We start from the raw sequence: 19908 nt of genomic DNA on the forward strand, positions 1-19908 counted from the left end.
TTTTTTCAGGGGTCAATTTAGATTTGGCACGAGGGGGCAACGCTCACTGGATTTTCCAGTAGCAGCAATAATAGCAAAAGAAGACAAAATACTATGCACTCAAAGGGGGAATGTAAAATACTTACCTTATAAATGGGAATTTCCAGGAGGTAAGGTTGAAGTAGCTGAAACTAAAGAAGAGGCCCTCATTCGTGAAATAAAAGAAGAACTAGGGTGTACAATTATAATAAAAGATCATGCTGTGGAGGTCAAACATGAATACGACTTCGCAATTATTAATTTAACGGCCTATTATTGTAATATAATAGACGGTAATATTTTACGAAAAGAACATCATGCTATAAAGTGGTGTAGTATAGATGAACTTTTCGATTTAGATTGGGCAGACGCAGACTTACCAATTGTTCAAAGAATATCTAATAGATAAATATATTAGAACAAAAGAGTCTAATGTATTGTATTTGAACATTATAGATTCTTTCAATATTATTTTTCTTTTCAACTGATAAACACCCCATTTAAAAAGAGAATAATAAAAGCAAGGTTTTGATAAATAATACACTTTCGCAGAAAGGAAGATTATTTATTCAAACTCGGAGAGCTAGACCTTGATTAAATTATTCTCTTATAATACATTTGTGTTCAGATGAAAGAAAAGAGAGTTAGAGCGAGAATTTCTTATCTACCTCTTGAATATCCCTCATTATAGAACTATCCAATACTTTTGCATAATGCTGGGTTGTGCGAACATTGGAATGCCCAAGTATTTTAGCTACATTTTCCAACGATACTTTGTTCGCTAAAAATACAATTGTTGCCGCTGTATGTCGGGCTACGTGAGTGCTAAGTTTCTTTGTAATTCCACACGAATCGGCAATTTCCTTCAAATAAGAATTCATGCGTTGATTAGTAGGTACAGGAAATAATACATTCTTTTCAATACACTCAGGATGGTTCGCATATTTATCTATAAGCATCTTTGCTGCTGTAATAAGAGGGATATTACACATATTATTGGTCTTTTGTCGGTTTTTGCGAATCCACAGTGAGCCATTATTGTCCTTTACCAAATGTTCAGACTTTAGTTGCTCAATATCCGAAAATGCCAATCCTGTAAAGCATTGGAAGAGAAAAATATCTTTGACTGTGCTTAGTCTTTCAATAGAGAAATCCTTCTGAATGATGGAATTCAATTCTTCTTGTGTTAGGAACTCAATATTCGTTTCCTCAAACTTGAATCGATAAGTCATAAAAGGGTCTTTCTGAATCCAGTCATTGGAATAAGCAATACGCATAATCTTCTTTACTTGCTTTAATCGGGTGATAGCTGTATTCTGAGCACAATTCTTCTCTGCTTTTAGAAAGGTATCAAATTTCTGAATGAAGGGTAAATCAACATCCTTTAGATTGATATCGGACTTCTTGTACTCTTTCTTTAGGAACTCCTTCAAATATCTTACTGTACCTTCGAAGCGGATAATTGTCTTTTGAGCATAACCTTTGCCTTGTAATTGCTTGATCTCTTTATTATGCTCCTCAAAAACGTCAATAAGAGTTTTGTGCTTTTCTTCAACACCACAAAATCGATTACAGATTTCTTTTGCGGATATTTCGAAATTGTCGGCTTCGAGTTGCCTATGGATATTCTGAACTTTAGCTCTGACCGTATCAATATACATATTGATCTCGGTTGATAGATTGTCTTTGGTTTTAAGCTTTCCTTTGGTCTGATCCCAATTCTCTACTAATGCACTTCTTCGGATAAACATTTCACAGAATCGCTTATCTACAGTGATTCTCATGGCGATAGGGGCTTCTCCGTTTGCTTTGATTTTATTCTTTTTGAGAAAGAATAAAACATGGAAGGATTTTTGTTTCATTTTACTACTTTTTTTGTGGTTAAAATTACGTTTAAACCATCAAGTAGTCATGAGGTAAGTTGCTGACAAATAATGACTAATGATCAAAATCGTGGACCATTTTTCGCACGCTTATTTGTCCACGATTTAGGCATGTATATACTGTCGTAAATTGCCCTTTTCTGCCTATTTGGACAAAAGAAAAAACCTTGACTTTCTACTGAAAATCAAGGTTTTACTTCTTTTTGCATCATTTGCTAGTGATCCCGCTGGGGCTCGAACCCAGGACCCCATCATTAAAAGTGATGTGCTCTACCTGCTGAGCTACGGAATCTCCCTGTTGCTTTATTAAAGCGAGTGCAAAGGTAGTAGAAAAAATTTATTATCCAAATTTATATTTCCAAAAAATGCACAGTATAAGATATCCGGCCGCTTTTATTCTTACAGAAAAGAACTATAATAATCTTATATATAGAAAATTACCATTAATTATACATTCGAACTAAAAAAAGCCTTTTTTTATATTTTATTTTATTGCTCATTCTGATTTAAAGTTATTTTTATGAAATCCATTCTTGGGATACACACATCATATAGATAATTCTATTTCGAAAAAATACAAAAAAATGGATGTTAATATAAATGAAACCTCTATCTTCGTTATATCCTTTAAACCAAATGCATCCGGTATTATATATCTTAAATAAACACCTTTAACCGATGACTATAGAAAAACACTTTGCTTTCGACGGGCCTGTAAAGGAAATACGACCTTTAGGCGAAGGGCTTATCAACGATACTTTTTTCGTAGAAACTGTAGGAGATAATCCGGATTATATACTCCAAAAGAAAAACAAGAATATCTTCAAAGATATTCCTGCCATGATGGATAACATCCATAAAGTGACCACCCACCTAAAAGAAAAGATTATAAGACAAGGAGGAGACCCTTTGCGTGAAGCCCTTACGATAACTCCTACAACAGACAATAAGCTATATTATCTGGATGAAGATGGAGAATATTGGGCTGCATGTTTATTCATCGATAATACAATTGCTTATGAATACGCAGATTCCCCGGAGTTAGCAGCGCAAGGAGGAAGAGGAATCGGCAAGTTCCAAGCCTTGCTTGCTGATATGAAAGAGCCGTTGGCCGATATATTGCCTGGTTTTCACAATATGAAATTCCGTTTTCAGCAATGGAATGAAATATTGATGAAAGATCCGGCAGGACGCAAAAAGAAGGTGCTAAAAGAAATAGAATGGATAGAGAGCCGTCGTGACGAAATGCTTGCTTTATGGAACAAATTCGAAAGTGGTGAACTTCCGGTGCGGGTTACCCACAATGATACCAAGATCAGCAATATATTGTTCGACAAACAGGGCAATGTATTGTGTGTGATAGACCTGGATACAGTACTGAGCAGTATGTGCCTCAATGACTATGGAGATGCTATCCGTTCATATACCAATGCCGGCAAAGAAGACGATGAGAATCCGGATAACGTATATATCAAGATGGATATCTTCGAAGGGTACACAGCAGGCTACCTATCCGAAGCAATTACGTTCCTTACTCCGGCTGAAACAGAGAATTTAGCCTTTTCCGCCAAATACATTACCTTCGAACAGGTTCTCCGCTTCCTCATGGATTACATTGACGGTGATAACTATTACAAAGTGAAGAATAACACCCATAACCTGGTACGCACACATGCCCAATATAAATTACTACAGTCGATGGAAGAGAACTACGGCAAAATGTGTGAAACCGTGAACAGGCTTGTTTCTAATCTGAAAGGATAGCATATAAATTGGATAATAAACCTTCAAATATAACTAATAATGAGAAAAAACAATCTGGTAATCTTTTCTTTATCCTGCCTTTTATTCTGTTATACAATGACAGTTACCGCCCAAAAACAATTCACGCTGAAATCTCCCAATGGCAAGCTGGAAACCAGCATCAGCGTAGGTAAAACAGTCGAATATTCCGTATCTCACGAAGGAGACTTGATACTTTCCAAATCGTCTGTTTCCATGACCTTGGCTGATGGTAGTGCCTTTGGTATTAATGCCAGGCTATCCGGATCATCCGTAAAAGCTGTAAATCAAACCATTGACGCCTCTGTTTATAAACGCAATAAGATCACGGACAACTACAATGAACTTGCTCTAAAGTTCAAAGGTGATTACAATATTATATTCCGGGCCTACAACGATGGTATTGCTTATCGCTTTGTCTCTACTTCGAAGAAGCCGTTCATTATAGAGAATGAACAAGCTGAGTTTAACTTCCCTGCTGACGTGAAAGTATTTGTTGCCTATGCCAACAAACCGGAAACCACGCCTCTTGAGAACCAGTTTTCTAACTCATTCGAGCAGCCGTATCACAATATAGCTCTATCTGCATGGAACAAAAAGCGCCTTGGGATTTCACCGCTAGTAGTTGAAGGAGCGAAAGGAAAAAAGGTTTGCATCACAGAAGCTGACCTGATGAATTATCCGGGAATGTTTCTGTATCCGCGTGAAACAGCAAACGGATTGAAGGGTGTTTTCGCTCCATACCCCAAAGATACCCGTCAGGGAGGACATAACGAACTCCAGATATTAGTCGGTTCCCGCGAATCATTTATAGCAAAATCCGATGGCCCGGCAAACTTCCCCTGGAGAGTGGTTATTGTTGCCGAAAAAGATTCGGAACTCGCCGACAGTGATATGGTATACAAACTTGCAACACCCTCCCAAGGGGATTATTCTTGGGTAAAACCCGGAAAAGTCGCCTGGGACTGGTGGAACGACTGGAACCTGTATAGTGTTGACTTCCGTGCGGGTATAAACAACGAGACATACAAATACTATATTGATTTTGCATCTGAATACGGCATTGAATATGTAATCCTTGACGAAGGATGGGCTGTCAACAAAAAAGCCGATCTGTTTCAGGTAATACCTGAGATCAACCTTCCGGAACTGGTCAGTTATGCCAAAGCCAAGAATGTAGACCTTATCCTGTGGGCCGGATATCATGCTTTCGACAGGGACTTGGAGAAGGTTTGCAAGCACTACAGCGAGATGGGCATCAAAGGATTTAAAGTTGACTTTATGGATAGGGATGACCAGATCATGGTAGACTTTCACCGCCGGGCAGCTGAAATGGGAGCTAAATACAAAGTACTTATAGATTTCCACGGTACATATAAGCCAACCGGATTGCAACGTACCTATCCGAATGTAATCAACTTTGAAGGGGTTAATGGGCTGGAGCAGTTGAAATGGTCAGGTCCCGAACTCGATCAGGTTACCTATGATGTTACTATTCCATTCATCCGGCAGGTAGCAGGTCCGATGGACTATACACAAGGCGCAATGCGTAATGCGACAAAAGGTAATTACAGGAATGTGTATAACGAAGCCATGAGTCAGGGCACACGCTGCCGTCAATTGGCCGAATACATCATATTCGAATCACCTCTGAACATGCTATGCGATAGTCCGTCCAACTACATGTCAGAGCCGGAATGTACAAAGTTTATCGCAGCCGTACCCACCGTATGGGATAACACTATCTCATTGGACGGGGAAATCGGAAAATGTGTATCCATCGCCCGCCAAAAAGGTAACATCTGGTATGTAGGCGCCATGACTAACTGGGATGCCCGTAGCATGGAACTTGATCTGTCTTTCTTAGGGGAAGGCAACTTCAAAGGTGAAGTATTCAAAGACGGGATAAATGCCGACCGTGCCGCCCGCGACTACAAGAAAGAAACAATAGATATTCCGTCAAATAAAAAATTACCGGTATCTATGGCTCCTGGTGGAGGTTATGTAATAAAAATAACAAGAAAGTAAGCACACAAATATAAACTGTTTGCAGGGGTGGTCATAATACGACGCCCCTGTTTCCTTTAATGTTTGAGGGGGCGGAAAAGCCCATGCCATCTTTATCTTAAAAAAGGTAACACATATTTCAGTTAACAGTAAGCAGTAAACAGTGAACTAACTTGTAACTGCCCGCAGGGCGAAGAAATAACATTCGCCGAAGCGAAGGCGAGGCAAACTCGTAACTACTTTAATCAATACTTCAAAGAACTATCAGCTATCAGCCAACCGCTAACAGCTTACTATATAGATAAACTTCTTATCAAAACATCACCATTAATCTATCCGTTTTTAATCTTATATTTGTATAAATATCAAACCATGCCTAAACTCGATAAAGAAGATTTCACCGGAGCCGTCTATGAGATTGTCAGAATGATACCTTACGGGCGGGCAACCAGCTATGGAGCCATAGCCAAAGCCATCAGCCATCCCAATATGTCGAGGATGGTAGGGCGTGTTATGGGACAATGCGACTCCGCTAAAAGCGGTATTCCTGCCCACCGTGTAGTCAATAGCAGCGGGGTATTATCGGCCAAAGAAGCTTTCGGCAATTCGGGTGAAATGCAGAGGCTACTCGAAGCCGAAGGAATCACTGTGGTCAATGACAGGATAAAAAACTGGAAAGCCGTATTCTGGAACCCGGTGAAAGAGATAAACCTTTAATTCTTCAACTTACTTACTCCGAAAGCTAATATCACGGCAAAGCAAACCAACGGAATTACAAATCCGGCAGCCATAGAATACAAATCGGCTATACGCCCCATCAGCATGGGGATAACAGCACCTCCGGCCACAGCCATAACAATAAGGGAAGAGCCTTTTTCCGTATTTTCTTTCAATCCGCTTATACCTATCGCAAAGATCGTAGGGTACATGATAGACATAAAGAAATATGAAGCAAACAGACAGACCACCGATATCATACCCAATCCCATAACCACGACAACCATCAACAAAATATTCATTGAAGCATATATTGCCAGCAGCCTCTTGGGATTAAAGAATTTCATCATGTAACTTCCCGATATACGGCCGACCATAAACATACCCATCCCGCCGAATGCAAGTATCTGGGAAGCCTCCAGATGGGATATATCGGGGCGTACTTCAATCACATAATTGATAAAAAAACTGCCTATACCTGTCTGTCCCGCCACATAGAAGAACTGGGCCACCACAGCGAATATAAAAAGGGGATGTTTCAACAGGTCTTTGTAACGGCTTTTGGTATCCGCGGATACAGCACTTCCGGATGACTCCGTATCTCCTGCCGCTATTTGAGGCAAAGGGGTGCGTATAAACAATACGGCAATAAGCAATACAACCACGCCGATGCCTATATAAGGCGTAGCTAATGCGGAAAAAGGATCGCCTTTATCCGAGAAAATAAGTAATCCTCCCACCAGAGGACCTAATATCCAGCCCAGGCCATTAAAGGATTGAGCCAGATTGATACGCCTTGCCCCCGATCTGGCCGGCCCTAAAACCGTTGTATAAGGATTAGCCGCGGTTTCGAGGCAGGTCAGCCCACAGGCAATGACAAACAGCGCTATGAGGAAAGGAAAGAATGCCTTGATTAACGTCGCCGGATAGAAAAGAAAAGCTCCGATAGCGAAGACCAATAACCCGAAAACAATTCCTTTCTTATACCCGTATCTTTTAATTATCAGCCCGGCAGGAATACCCATCACAAAATAACCGCCATAGAGGGCAAACTGCACCAACGCCGAGCGCGCTTTGGATATTTGCAATATTTCCTGAAAATGCGCGTTTAACACATCCAATAATGCATGCGCAAATCCCCAGAGAAAAAACAAACTGGTAACAAGTATAAACGGGAACAGGTAGTTCTGGCCATCTTTTCCCCTGAACATAGAATTGTTCTTCATATTATTTTGCATGGTATGTATTGATATTAAAAAGGTTAAGTTGATTAAAATTTATTGGAACAGTTGTTTTTTTTCAGTTATTGCATCAGTCCATTTTTTTGTGTTAGCGGGATAATATATTTTTTGCTCAAAACTGTTTTTTATAATATTATGTCCTTCTTTCAAGTCCTGTATTTGTTTGCCGGCTATAGCCTGCTGAATAATATTTCCTACTGCCGTTGCTTCTGTGAGGCCTGTTATCACCTCCATATTCAATGCATCGGCTATGTATTGATTCAGTAACTCGTTGCGGCTTCCGCCTCCCACCACAAAGATATGTTTTATTTCCAAACCTGTGCATTCCTGCAACCGGGCCATTACAAAATAATATTTAACGGCAAGGGATTCCAGTACGCAGCGTACCAGTGCCCCTTTCGATACGGGAATAGCCTGACCGGTATTCCGGCAGTATTCCCGGATAGCCTCCGTCATGGAAGCGGGATGGGTGAACGCAGGATTATCACTGTTTATAATACTGCGAAAAGGTTCGGCATTATTACACTCGGAAAACAAATGGGCATACGCACATTCTTCGCCGGCCTTCTCCCATTCGTCGATCAGTCTTTGCAAAAGCCAGAGCCCTGTAATATTTCGCATAAAGAGAATCTTATCGTCTACACCTCCCTCATTTGTGAAGTCATTTTTCCGGGCTTCTTCCGTAAGGACAGGTCTGTCTGTTGTCACACCCAACAGGGACCATGTCCCCGAACTCAGGAATGCCCAATCTTTACCATTCGCCGGAATAGCGGCTATAGCGCTGGCCGTATCGTGCGAACCGACTGAAAATACGTTAATACCGTCAGCACCTGTTTCTTCCGCAATTTCATTCCTTAGCTTGCCAATAAGATTGCAGGGATATATGATATTTCCCATCAATCGGTACGGTAAATCCAGTTTATCAAAGACAGCTTTACTCCAATGTCGTGTCCGTGCGTCTAATAATTGGGACGTAGAAGCTATAGTATATTCATTACAGGCGACTCCCGTAAGGAAATAATTGATGAGATCGGGAGTAAACAGCAATTTACCGGCGATTGACAATACCGGGTCTTCTTTTTGTTTAAGACTTAAAAGCTGGAAAACGGAGTTTATTTCCATCTGCTGAATTCCCGTAATTGCATACAGCTCTTCTGCAGATACAGATCCGGAAGCTACGGCAGACATGCCTTCGGTACGGCGATCGCGATAGCAAACGGGATTGGATAGTAAATGACCCGATTTGTCTATCAGCCCGAAATCGACACCCCAGGTATCTATTGCGATGCCTTCCAACGTATAGCCTTTTTTTACGGCTAACCGGATACCCTCTTTTATGTTTGAGAAAAGTGACAGGAAATCCCAATAAAGCGTATCTCCCAATCCGGTGGGAGGATTGCTGAAACGATGGACTTCATCTAAATGAACCTTCCCGTTTTCAATGAAACCGACAATCGCCCTGCCACTTCCTGCGCCAAGGTCTAAAGCCAGATATGCCATGATAATGATCTAATTGATTAATATGCAATGTGCCAATTAATTAGCAAATAGTGCAACACTTATAACTCATAACTATTATGATCCTGCTTTTCCCAGGATATAGACCTCCAAATCACGGATTTCTTCATCGCTCAAAGTCTGATAATTGCCTTCACCTGCACGCACAATTATACCGCAGGCAAATTCAAAAAAGACCGCCTTCTGGAAGGCATCATCGAAATCTTTTCCGCAAACTGCCTGGCCATGCTTGTTCATCAATACGCAGTCATGCTCTCTCAGGGCGTTTGTCACAGCATCCGCCAATTCTTTAGAGCCGGGACGGAAATAGGGTATCACCGGAATTTCACGGCCGCAATAGCAGGGAACTTCGGCCACGACATTGAAATTCTCAGGTTTCTTCTTCATACATGAAACAATTGTGGCATATTCCGACTGGAAATGAAGAACCACGTTCATGTCTTTACGCTCCCGTAATACCCCAAGATGAAAGACACTTTCCATAGAGGGCTTCGGGCCATCTATCCTCAATCCTGTTGATATATCACATATGGCTACATTTTCTTCTGCCAGACGTGGAAGCCATGATCCTGTACCCGATACCAATGCTGTATGCTCTTCCACACGCCACGAAAGATTGCCGCTGCTGCAAAGCTGCAATCGCTCTTTTCCGACACGATGAGCCTGTTCTATAAATTTTGCAATATGTTCTTTTGTTATCATTTTAATATTTAGTTTATATAAGGATTACTTCAGGGCGTCCGTAAGGGAAAATATGCGCTCTGCAAGCTGCCATTTTTCTTCCGAACGTTGCCCTTCTCCCACTATCTGGAACTGAGATACAAATTCTTCCCATTCGGTTTGTCTTTCGTATGTAGCCAGTTTACCGAAAGAAGCATCCCAGTCGAAATCGGGAGCTGTTTCCAATAACATGAAGGCTATATCATTTATCATATAGATCTCCATATCCAGAATGCCCGCCTTACGGATGCCCAGAGGAATTTCCTTCCATATATTATGGCTGTTATGCCAATATTTATATTGTTCTAAGGTATCCGGACTCAGTTTCAGGAACTGGCAGAAGCGTTTTGTCGCCCCTGCCGGTTCTTTTTTATACCCTTCTTTCAGGTCTTTCATTATTCTTTTTATTTCTTATAAAGAGGGCCGTATGTCTGGCACGCCCGGTAATCAGCACTTTCTTTATCCATACCGAACGCGTTCCATGAAGACGGACGGTAAATGTCGTCAGAGCTTACGTTATGCATGCAAACAGGGATGCGAAGCATAGAAGCTAATGTAATCAGATCGGCTCCGATATGCCCGCAGCTGATAGATCCATGATTAGCCCCCCAGTTGTTCATCACCGAATATACATCTTTAAAATTAGAATCATCTGTCAGGCGAGGGACAAACCATGTTGTAGGCCAGCCCTTATCGGTGCGTTCATCGAGTATTTTGTGCACTGCCGGGTCCAGATCTACTGTCCAGCCTTCGGCGATTTGCAATACAGGGCCTAAACCCTTTACCAGATTCAGGCGAACCATTGTACAAGGCATGCCCCCACGTGTCAGGAATTTGGAAGAAAAGCCTCCCCCTCTGAAATATTCACGGTTGGCCGGCATCCATGTTGTCGCATCCAGACAGGCTTTTGCTTCCGCCTCTGTAATATTCCAGAATGGCTTCATCGTAGGTTTTCCATCCTTATCGTTCTGACATCCGCTGCCATCCAGAGTTGCCGCACCCGAATTAATCAGGTGAATCATTCCCGCGGAGGCCAGCCCTTCCAGTTTCTTTCCGGTTACACGCTCCACAGCTTCGGGGCTCCAGTATGTCCGTACGTCTGCAAATATCTGTGCCGTATTGGTCAGTAAATAGCCAAATAACATAGCTGTGCCGTTCAGTGCATCATTTTCGGTAGCTAATATATAAGGAGAGCGGATTCCGGTCCAGTCGAAAGATGAATTCAGAATTGCTTCGGTAAAATCGCCGTTCGCGTAAAAATCCGTCCACTGGCGTTGCCCCTGAAATCCCGCAGCAATCGCATTGTGCCCCAGAGCCTCTTCGCCGAATCCCATTTCTTTCAGCTTCGGATTACCGATCATCAGATCCCGCACTATTAATGTCATCTTCACAATAAATTCCCAGTCTTTATCCCTTCCGGCCTGATCTTTCTTCAGATCGGCCCGGTTGATATTATCTTCGCCTTCCTTGCAGTTAGCTTTTGCCCAAGCCAGCGCTTTCTGATATTCATCCTTATCGTATATACCCTCGGTCATACGGCGGATAATTTCCACTTCGTCTACCCCTTCACAGCGCATACCCAGATAATCTTCGAAGAAATCGGTATTCACGATAGAACCCGCGATACCCATGCAAACCGCACCGATAGACAAATACGATTTACCCCGCATGGTAGCTACAGCCAGACCTGCTTTTGCAAAACGAAGTAATTTTTCTTTCACATCGGCAGGGATCTCCGTTGTTCCTGCATCCTGGACGTCACGTCCATAGATGCCGAATGCGGGCAATCCTTTTTGTGCGTGTCCGGCTAATACCGCCGCAAGATATACCGCTCCGGGGCGTTCCGTTCCATTGAATCCCCAGACAGCTTTTACCGTGTGTTGTTCCATATCCATCGTTTCACTACCATAGCACCAGCATGGAGTAACAGTAATGGTAACACCGACACCTTCTTTACGGAATTTCTCGGCACAAGCGGCGCTTTCAGCGACACGGCCGATAGTTGAATCTGCGATAACGCATTCTACCGAAGAACCATCGGGATATTTCAGCGTTGAGGTCAATAAGGAGACTACGCTTTTCGCCATGTTCATTGTTTGGGTTTCGAGTGATTCACGTACACCACCCATACGGCCGTCGATAGTTGGACGGATACCAATTTTTGGCCATTGGCCCTGAAATCTTTTTGTTGTCATGATATCGATTTAGATTAAAATATTTGTTCGGTATATCTTTGTCGCTTCCTTTCAAAGAAGACTAATTCAGGTTACGAAGCGAAATTAGGGATAAAAGACAAGAATCACTTTCACTTTTTCGATGAATAGATGATACAATATCGATATATAGTATTTAAAATAATTTGCTATATATTATAAATAAGTATATTTACAATTTATTAAGATAACATAAAAGCGATACACCTTATGCATACCTCTACCGAAAACCTGGATTTTATACTCCTCAATATTGGCTACTCTGAGCTCAATGCAAACTGGAACTGGAAAAATATCTATAGCCCTTTTGCCAGAATATATTATGTGAAAGGGGGAGAAGCACGTACAAGGATTGGGGGCAAACTATATACCCTAAAACCGGATCATATCTACCTGACACCGCCTTTTACCCTGCACAATGATGAATGCGACGGCTATTTCTCGCTATATTACATCCATTTCTATGAAAAAGCAATAAATAAAGAATCGGTGTTCGACAAATATGATTTCCCGGTAGGGATAAAAGCTGAATCATTGGATTTGATGCTGACCGAGAGATTACTAAAGATTAACCCTGAACGCCATTTAAGAAATTTCGACCCTGAGTTATACGACAATTTCCCGAATTTTTCGCAGTATATCGCCGACAACAACAAGATACCCAGGCATTCTATCATCGAAACGCAAGGCATATTATACCAGCTGATGGCTAAATTTTTCGAAATGGCCAAAGTTAAATCGGATAATAAGGACAGCCGGATAATCAGCGGATTAAAATACATCCATGAAAATACAGACAAAGATATATCTATAGACCGGCTGGCAGATATAGCCTGTATAACCAAAGACCATTTTATCCGGATATTTAAAAAAGAAATGAAATGTACTCCGTTGAAATATATAAACCTGAAAAAGATAGAAAAGGCTCAACTCCTGTTGCTTACTACCAGTATCTCCATCAGGGATATTGCTCTCGAACTGGCAATAGACAATATTTCATACTTCAACCGGATATTTAAGCATCATACCGGTAAAACCCCTACCGAATATAGGAATGAATATAATAAACAGCAGGCTTTCGGAAATGTCAGAGATTAACAATTCCTTCACCTCAGGTCGTTTTCAATAACAACACCTTGGGCGGGAATCAGCGAACAGGTTAAACGCCCTGTAAGGATTACAGAACAAATAGATTATACGAACCTATGAAATTTGGGCCATGTACTGTTATTACTCACCCGGAATCTATTTAATCTGAAATATACCATATTTATGGTATGAAAATACCTTACTTTAGCGATTTCAGAAATGCAGAATACCATTTAACTTTGTATCATTGAAAATCAGATATTAAAATTATAATCTTATGGGAAAAATTGCTAAAAAATTAACAGACCTTATTGGTAACACTCCATTATTGGAGCTTTCGAACTATAATAAAAAGCACGGGCTTGGAGCCCCTGTAATTGGAAAACTGGAATATTTTAATCCGGCATCCAGCGTAAAAGACCGTATTGCCAACGCGATGGTAGAAGATGCGGAGGCATCGGGTATTCTAAAGCCTGACAGTGAACTGATAGAACCTACCAGCGGTAATACCGGGATAGGGCTTGCATTTGTGGCAGCGGCCAAGGGCTATAAGCTGACACTTACAATGCCGGAAACGATGAGTATCGAACGTCGCAATTTGCTGAAAGCATTAGGCGCAAATATCGTTCTGACTCCGGGCCCCGAAGGCATGAAAGGAGCTATCGCAAAAGCTGAGGAACTGCAAAAAGAAAATCCGAAAGCTGTAATCCTGCAACAATTTGCTAATCCTGCTAATCCTGCTGTACACAAACGGACCACAGCCGAAGAGATCTGGCGTGACACAGATGGAAAAGTGGATATTTTTGTATCCGGAGTAGGTACAGGCGGAACAATAAGCGGAGTAGGAGAAGCATTGAAGAAATACAATCCGAATGTAAAGATTGTGGCTGTTGAACCTACCGACTCACCGGTATTGTCGGGGGGTAAGCCCGGACCACATAAAATACAAGGTATCGGAGCAGGTTTTATCCCTAAAACATACGATGCATCCGTAGTGGATGAAATAATTCAGGTAAGCAATGACGATGCAATACGCACAAGTCGTGAACTGGCCAGGGAAGAAGGCCTGCTGGTGGGAATATCTTCAGGAGCTGCGGCTTATGCAGCATCCTTATTGGCTAAGAAACCCGAAAATAAAGGTAAGAACATAGTTGTTATCTTACCTGATACAGGCGAGCGCTACTTATCCACAGTGCTTTATGCCTTCGAGGAGTATCCCCTTTAATCATGTATATAGTTAAATTGTTCGGTTATTAAATCTAGTTGAGTAATTGGCATTATCTGCCGGTTACTCATACTTATAATGATTATTATCGGATAAATATTTATCTATATACCTGCGAGTTATTAGCGTATCGTTTTTAACAGAGAGGAGAAACCTCCTGATTGGCTTCGCCGAACGTTGTTTTTCCATTATTAACTATTTCCTGTGTTACTTTTTAAATAGTATATATCATATAAAAATTATAGAGATGAGTAAGTATAAATTTGAAACCCTTCAGGTACATGCCGGACAGGAGAAAGAGCCGGTAACGCGTTCACGCGCAGTTCCTATCTATCAAACAAGTTCATATACATTTGACGATGCGCAGTACGGAGCCGATTTGTTCGGCCTGCGCAAGTTCGGGAATATCTATACCCGTCTGATGAACCCGACAACAGATGTTTTCGAAAAGCGTATCGCTGCCCTTGAAGGCGGGGCATCAGCTCTGGCCACTTCTTCCGGTCAGTCCGCACAATTCATCGCATTAAATAATATATTGTCGGCCGGGGATAATTTTGTTACTACATCTCATCTTTACGGTGGTACATATAATCAGTTCAAATCGCAGTTCAAGCGTTTGGGTGTAGAAGCGCGTTTTACACCGGATGACGAACCTGCTTCTTTCGAGAAATTGGTGGACAGTAAGACAAAAGCGATCTATCTGGAAACAATCGGTAATCCCGACTTGAATATACCCGATTTTGAAGCTATTGCCGCTGTGGCTAATAAACACGATATTCCGTTGATCGTAGATAATACCTTCGGCGCCGGAGGTTACCTTTTCCGTCCTTTGGAGCACGGAGCGACTATCGTTGTAGAGAGTGCGACCAAATGGATCGGGGGACACGGAACTTCTCTGGGAGGCGTTATTGTAGATAGTGGAAAATTTAACTGGGGTAATGGCAAGTTCCCAGAATTTACAGCACCTTCCGAAAGCTATCATGGTTTGGTGTTTTGGGATGTCTTTGGGGCAAATGGTCCGTTCGGTAATATTGCCTTTACTATCCGCGCCCGTGTAGAGGGACTTCGTGACTGGGGCAATACAATCAGTCCATTCAACTCGTTCCTCTTGCTGCAAGGCTTGGAAACATTATCTTTGCGTGTTGAGCGTCATGTAGAGAATACCCTGGCTATTGCACAATGGCTCGAACAACATCCGAAAGTAGAATATGTGAATTATCCGGGACTTGAAAGCAGCCCTTATCATACTCTGGCTAAGAAGTATTTCAAGAACGGATTTGGCGGTGTTCTATCCTTCAAGGTAAAGGGCCCGGGTGAAAATGCTGATAAAGTAATAAACGCTTTGGAGCTGATAAGCCATTTAGCGAATGTAGGGGATGCCAAATCTTTGATAATTCATCCTGCAACGACTACCCATGAGCAGTTATCAGAGGAAGAGAAACTAGCTACGGGAGCCATACCGGGCTTACTCCGCATTTCGGTCGGCATTGAGAACGTCAATGATATAAAGGCCGATTTGGAACAAGCTTTGGCTAAGATATAGACATAGTCAGCCAGCTTAAAATAAGAATAGGCTAATCCTTATCGGGTTAGCCTATTCTTATTTATGTTTATGTATGTGACTTATTAGTCTGTAATTCCTAACTTAGTCTTTACCATTTTACTCGCATCTGTTGCATGTGAGCCTATGTGTAATAAAGTGGCAGCATCTAAGATATATGAATAGTTGTTCTCATCACCAACATCTTTGATAGCTTGTCTCATTTTCTGCTGGATCGGCGTAATTAATGTTTGTTGTTCTTTCTCAAATTCGGCCTGGCTAGTTTGGATAAAGTTTTGATATCTGTCTCTTAGTCCATCCAATTGAGTTTGCCTGTCAAGAAGAACGCTTTCAGTTAAATTTGTAGTGTCTTTTTGGAACTCTTCTACTTTCTTTGTGTATTCGGCTTCTATAGCTGCTGCATTCTTTTTAATAGTTTCGCTTTTTGCTGCAAGTTTAGTTTCAACGTCTTTCAGTTCAGGCATCTTGGAGAAGATCTCATTTGCATTGATATATGCAATTTTATCTTGCGCGAACATCGACATTGGTGCTATTACTATAAGCAATAGGATTAGCTTTTTAAACATAGTTATAAGTTCTTTTAAGTGGTTAATTCTATATTATTGAGGACAAATATAAATAATTATTTTGAATATCCGAGTTTTGCAAGAACTTCATTACTGATGTCTATCCTTGGAGATGCAAAAATAACACTCTCCGCTGAAGCCCTGTCAAGTACGAGTTGGTACCCCTTAGCTTCCGATATTTCTTTTATAGCATTATATATGTCATCCTGAATGGGTTTTACCAGCGCTTGTCTCTTCTTAAAGAGTTCACCTTCGGGACCGAAGTATTTCTTGTTCAGTTCCTGCAGGGTCTTTTCGGTCTCTACTATTTCATTTTCCCTCGTGGTTTTTTGCTCTGCAGATAAGAATACAAGATCGGCCTGGTATTTCTTGTACATGTTCTTTACATCAAGCTGTATCTTTTCTACTTCGCCTTGCCACTTTTTAGACATTACGTCAAGCTGTTCCTGTGCAGTTTCATAGCTACTGATATTTTTCAATATGTATTCCATATCTATCAGAGCAAACTTCTGAGCATAGCTTCCAGCGGCTATTCCTATAAATAAAGTCAGTAATAATAATATTCTTTTCATAACTGTCGATTTTTGATGATATATATTAGACACACAGTTTATGCATTTGTTTATTCCGGGTTCTATAAATAATGTTAATACGATTCAATTAAAATTCCTGTCCGATAATGAAGTGGAATTGACTACCACTCTTTTCTCCGGTACTGCTAACCGAATCAAATCCATATGCCCAGTCTATACCCATGAGTCCAATCATTGGTAGCATAATACGTGCACCTACACCTGCAGAACGCTTAAGATCGAACGGATTGAATTTCTTCAGGTCATTCCATGCATTACCGGCTTCAACAAATGTAAGCAGGTAGATCGTTGATGATGGTTCCAGGATAAGCGGGTATCTCAGCTCCAGGGCTAAACGGGAATAAGCGCTTGCCTGTGTGCCCAATGAGCCGTTTTCATAACCACGCAGCCCGATCGTTTCTGTCGCATATGTACTTGAATATCCGGACATACCGTCACCTCCCATATAGAATGTTTCGAATGGCGATTTTTTATTCTTGTTGAAATATCCGACAAATCCATACTCTGTACGGGTCATCAACACCGGAGTCTTTTTAGTATCATATAAAGACGTGAAAGTCTTCGCTTTGAATTTCCATTTATGATATTCTATCCATTTGAATTTATCTCCCGGCTCATAACCGTATTCATCTGTTTTCATGCTGGCATAATCTTTCCCGTCAAAAGAAGAGAAAGGAGGCGTAATCTGCAAACTAAGAGATATATCCGTACCACGGCGGGTATATACCGGATTATCGATAGAACGCCTGTTCAGTGAAAGATTCAGGCTTAGGTTGTTGCAAACCCCATCCTTTACGATAAAGTATGCCCAGTCTTTCATCCTGTATAACTGGTAAGATAATTCAGCTTGTACAAAGAAGTAGTCATCCGGCCAGCTTAGGCGTTTCCCATATCCTACCGAAGCTCCGATCATCTGAATAGATTTATTCGGGTCGGCTGCAAAACTATAATCGCTATAACCACTTCCATAACCGCTTCCATAGCCGTAACCATAGCCGTAACCATAGCCATAGCCGTAATTGTTATTGATATACCGGCTATTGATATCGGTTTGTCTTGAATAATATGCTCCCACCGACAGAGAGTTCGGACGCTTACCTCCGAACCATGGGTCCATAAATGATACAGAGTATGATTGGTAAAACTTCGCATTCGTCTGAGCACTCAGAGTAAGAGTCTGACCTTCTCCCTGAGGAATAATCCCTTTATAAGATTTAGGGTTCAGCATATTCTTTAATGAGAAGTTGGAAAATTTCAAACTCAACTTACCGATGATACCGGTTTGTCCCCATCCGGCAGAAAATTCTACCTGGTCATTGGCTTTAGATACTAATGGTAAACTGATGTCAACTGTTCCTGACTCAGGGTCGGGAACGATACCCGGATTTAAGTTTTCCGGATCAAAATGTCCTGTCTGAGCGATCTCACGCAGTGAACGCACAATGTCGTCGCGGCTATAGAGCGCACCCGGCTTAACCCGTAATTCGCGGCGTACAACATCTTCATATACACGGTCATTACCGGCTATGGTCACTTTCCGGATCGAAGCTTTCGGGCCTTCTGAGATGCGTATTTCCAAATCAATAGAGTCATTTGCTATATTTACTTCTACCGGATCGGCATTAGAGAATATATATCCATGATTCTGGTAGAAGTAGTTCATTACAGATTCCTCATTAGCAGATAACTGCTCGGTCAGTTTCTTCTGATTATATACATCTCCCGGTTTCATATTCAGCACTTGCTGCAACTGCCAGGTAGGATACACAGCATTTCCAACCCATTTAATGTCTTTGAGAAAGTATTGTTTTCCTTCATCCACCTTGATCACTATGTCTACCTTATCCGGCTTCCGGGCATCGGCATACACTGTGTCCCATGTGATTACGGCATCCCTGTAACCCAGCTCATTGTATTTCTCTATCAGGTGTTCTTTATCTTCTTCATAGCTCTCCGATACGAATTTGGTAGAGCGGAGGAAGTTTGCTATCCAGGCCTGAAAATTACTCTTATGGCGAGTTTTTTTCATCGCTTTCTCCAATGTTCTGGCCTTAACCTCAATATTACCTTCTATCGTAATTTTGTTGACCTTTGTCTTATTCTTCTTAACTACATCAATATTAAGGATAACGTGATTTTCCTTAGATAAGTCGGGCTTGTCGCTCAAAGTGATTTCAGCTTTGGTAAACCCTTTTTCGTCAAAATATTTCTTTATGATAGTTTTGGCCCGGTCCATTTGGTTCGGTGTGATTTGCAGGTTCTTCACCATGCCTATCTTCGCCTCGATATCCTGGCGTTCACTTTTTTTCATCCCGGTATATACAATATCCGATATACGGGGGCGTTCTTTCAGATTTATTTCTAACCATATTTTATTACCTTCAATTTTGGTTGCCAGAATTTTCACATCAGAGAACAAGCCTTGTCTCCAGAAGCGTTTTACCGCATTAGTTATTTCTGGTCCGGGAATTTCAATCTTGTCCCCTACTTGCAGTTGGGCAAACCCAAACAGAGTGAAGTCTTCGTACATCGGGTTCACGATCCCGGAAAGCTTCATGTCTGCTATTTCGTATTTCTTACTGGTGCTGTATGAAATAACAGGCAGGCTGTCCACATTTACCTGAAGGGCTTTATTCACATTTTTAATTTCTGCGCTGTCTGTAATTCCCTGAGCTTTTATGGCTGCTGAAATTGAGCAGAAGAAGATAATGAATAGAAAAAATAAACTTTTTTTGAACATATTTTGTTTCGTAGTTACTTTCTAATATTTAAACC

Annotated in this window: 16 protein-coding genes and 1 tRNA gene; 7 read left to right on the forward strand and 10 right to left on the reverse strand. The window is 41.4% G+C overall.

Annotated features, from left to right (window positions below; translation table 11 throughout):
• On the forward strand, positions 1-427 hold a 427-nt coding region (locus tag ACFO6W_RS04490; protein ID WP_379994171.1), incomplete at its 5' end, for a (deoxy)nucleoside triphosphate pyrophosphohydrolase.
• A gap of 235 nt (positions 428-662) precedes the next feature.
• Here the strand turns inward: ACFO6W_RS04490 and ACFO6W_RS04495 are convergent.
• Entirely contained in the window at positions 663-1880 is a 1218-nt protein-coding gene (locus tag ACFO6W_RS04495; protein ID WP_379994172.1) for a phage integrase SAM-like domain-containing protein, read from the reverse strand.
• Between the two features lie 240 nt (positions 1881-2120).
• Positions 2121-2193, reverse strand: a tRNA-Lys gene (locus ACFO6W_RS04500).
• 386 nt (positions 2194-2579) lie between these two features.
• Between ACFO6W_RS04500 and ACFO6W_RS04505 the strand changes: the two genes are divergently transcribed.
• From ACFO6W_RS04505 to ACFO6W_RS04515, 3 genes are all read left to right on the forward strand, one after another.
• Positions 2580-3665 (forward strand): phosphotransferase enzyme family protein, encoded by a 1086-nt coding sequence (locus ACFO6W_RS04505; protein ID WP_379994173.1) that lies wholly within the window; start codon positions 2580-2582, stop codon positions 3663-3665.
• Positions 3666-3704: 39 nt separating this feature from the next.
• Positions 3705-5711 carry a glycoside hydrolase family 97 protein gene (locus ACFO6W_RS04510; RefSeq protein ID WP_379994174.1) on the forward strand — a complete coding sequence of 669 codons (2007 nt, stop codon included), beginning with the start codon at positions 3705-3707 and terminating at the stop codon, positions 5709-5711.
• A 351-nt stretch (positions 5712-6062) separates the two neighbouring features.
• Entirely contained in the window at positions 6063-6407 is a 345-nt protein-coding gene (locus tag ACFO6W_RS04515; RefSeq protein ID WP_379994175.1) for an MGMT family protein, read from the forward strand.
• Here ACFO6W_RS04515 and ACFO6W_RS04520 read toward each other — a convergent pair.
• From ACFO6W_RS04520 to ACFO6W_RS04540, 5 genes are all read right to left on the reverse strand, one after another.
• The gene (locus ACFO6W_RS04520) at positions 6404-7633 is read right to left on the reverse strand and encodes a sugar MFS transporter (RefSeq protein ID WP_379994176.1); all 1230 of its coding nucleotides are present in this window, start codon (positions 7631-7633) and stop codon (positions 6404-6406) included. The two genes, ACFO6W_RS04515 and ACFO6W_RS04520, sit on opposite strands and share 4 nt — an antisense overlap.
• Before the next feature lie 51 nt (positions 7634-7684).
• Positions 7685-9148: a rhamnulokinase gene (locus ACFO6W_RS04525; RefSeq protein WP_379994177.1), complete on the reverse strand. Its 1464-nt coding sequence runs from the start codon at positions 9146-9148 to the stop codon at positions 7685-7687.
• Between the two features lie 75 nt (positions 9149-9223).
• Positions 9224-9868, reverse strand: a complete 645-nt coding sequence (locus ACFO6W_RS04530; RefSeq protein ID WP_379994178.1) for a class II aldolase/adducin family protein — start codon at positions 9866-9868, stop codon at positions 9224-9226.
• A 24-nt stretch (positions 9869-9892) separates the two neighbouring features.
• A complete protein-coding gene (locus tag ACFO6W_RS04535; protein ID WP_291109672.1) occupies positions 9893-10282 on the reverse strand; it encodes an L-rhamnose mutarotase in 390 nt (129 codons plus the stop codon).
• Between the two features lie 8 nt (positions 10283-10290).
• Positions 10291-12081: an L-fucose isomerase gene (locus ACFO6W_RS04540; RefSeq protein WP_379994179.1), complete on the reverse strand. Its 1791-nt coding sequence runs from the start codon at positions 12079-12081 to the stop codon at positions 10291-10293.
• Between the two features lie 228 nt (positions 12082-12309).
• On the opposite strand from ACFO6W_RS04540, the gene ACFO6W_RS04545 reads away from it, so the two are divergent.
• The 3 genes from ACFO6W_RS04545 to ACFO6W_RS04555 all read left to right on the forward strand — a co-directional run bounded on the left by ACFO6W_RS04545 (position 12310) and on the right by ACFO6W_RS04555 (position 15956).
• Positions 12310-13197, forward strand: coding sequence for a helix-turn-helix domain-containing protein (locus ACFO6W_RS04545; RefSeq protein WP_379994180.1), 888 nt, complete (start codon positions 12310-12312; stop codon positions 13195-13197).
• A 268-nt stretch (positions 13198-13465) separates the two neighbouring features.
• Positions 13466-14413 (forward strand): cysteine synthase A, encoded by a 948-nt coding sequence (cysK, locus tag ACFO6W_RS04550; protein WP_379994182.1) that lies wholly within the window; start codon positions 13466-13468, stop codon positions 14411-14413.
• A 247-nt stretch (positions 14414-14660) separates the two neighbouring features.
• Entirely contained in the window at positions 14661-15956 is a 1296-nt protein-coding gene (locus ACFO6W_RS04555) for an O-acetylhomoserine aminocarboxypropyltransferase/cysteine synthase family protein (protein ID WP_379994183.1), read from the forward strand.
• A gap of 83 nt (positions 15957-16039) precedes the next feature.
• Here ACFO6W_RS04555 and ACFO6W_RS04560 read toward each other — a convergent pair whose 3' ends face one another.
• The 3 genes from ACFO6W_RS04560 to ACFO6W_RS04570 form a co-directional block, all read right to left on the reverse strand.
• The gene (locus ACFO6W_RS04560) at positions 16040-16540 is read right to left on the reverse strand and encodes an OmpH/Skp family outer membrane protein (RefSeq protein WP_379994184.1); all 501 of its coding nucleotides are present in this window, start codon (positions 16538-16540) and stop codon (positions 16040-16042) included.
• A 56-nt stretch (positions 16541-16596) separates the two neighbouring features.
• Positions 16597-17112: an OmpH/Skp family outer membrane protein gene (locus tag ACFO6W_RS04565; protein WP_379994185.1), complete on the reverse strand. Its 516-nt coding sequence runs from the start codon at positions 17110-17112 to the stop codon at positions 16597-16599.
• A gap of 88 nt (positions 17113-17200) precedes the next feature.
• Positions 17201-19873: a BamA/OMP85 family outer membrane protein gene (locus tag ACFO6W_RS04570; protein ID WP_379994187.1), complete on the reverse strand. Its 2673-nt coding sequence runs from the start codon at positions 19871-19873 to the stop codon at positions 17201-17203.
• Between the last annotated feature and the right edge of the window lie 35 nt (positions 19874-19908).

It is taken from the genome of Dysgonomonas termitidis, assembly GCF_042654545.1.
Lineage (GTDB): Bacteria > Bacteroidota > Bacteroidia > Bacteroidales > Dysgonomonadaceae > Dysgonomonas > Dysgonomonas termitidis.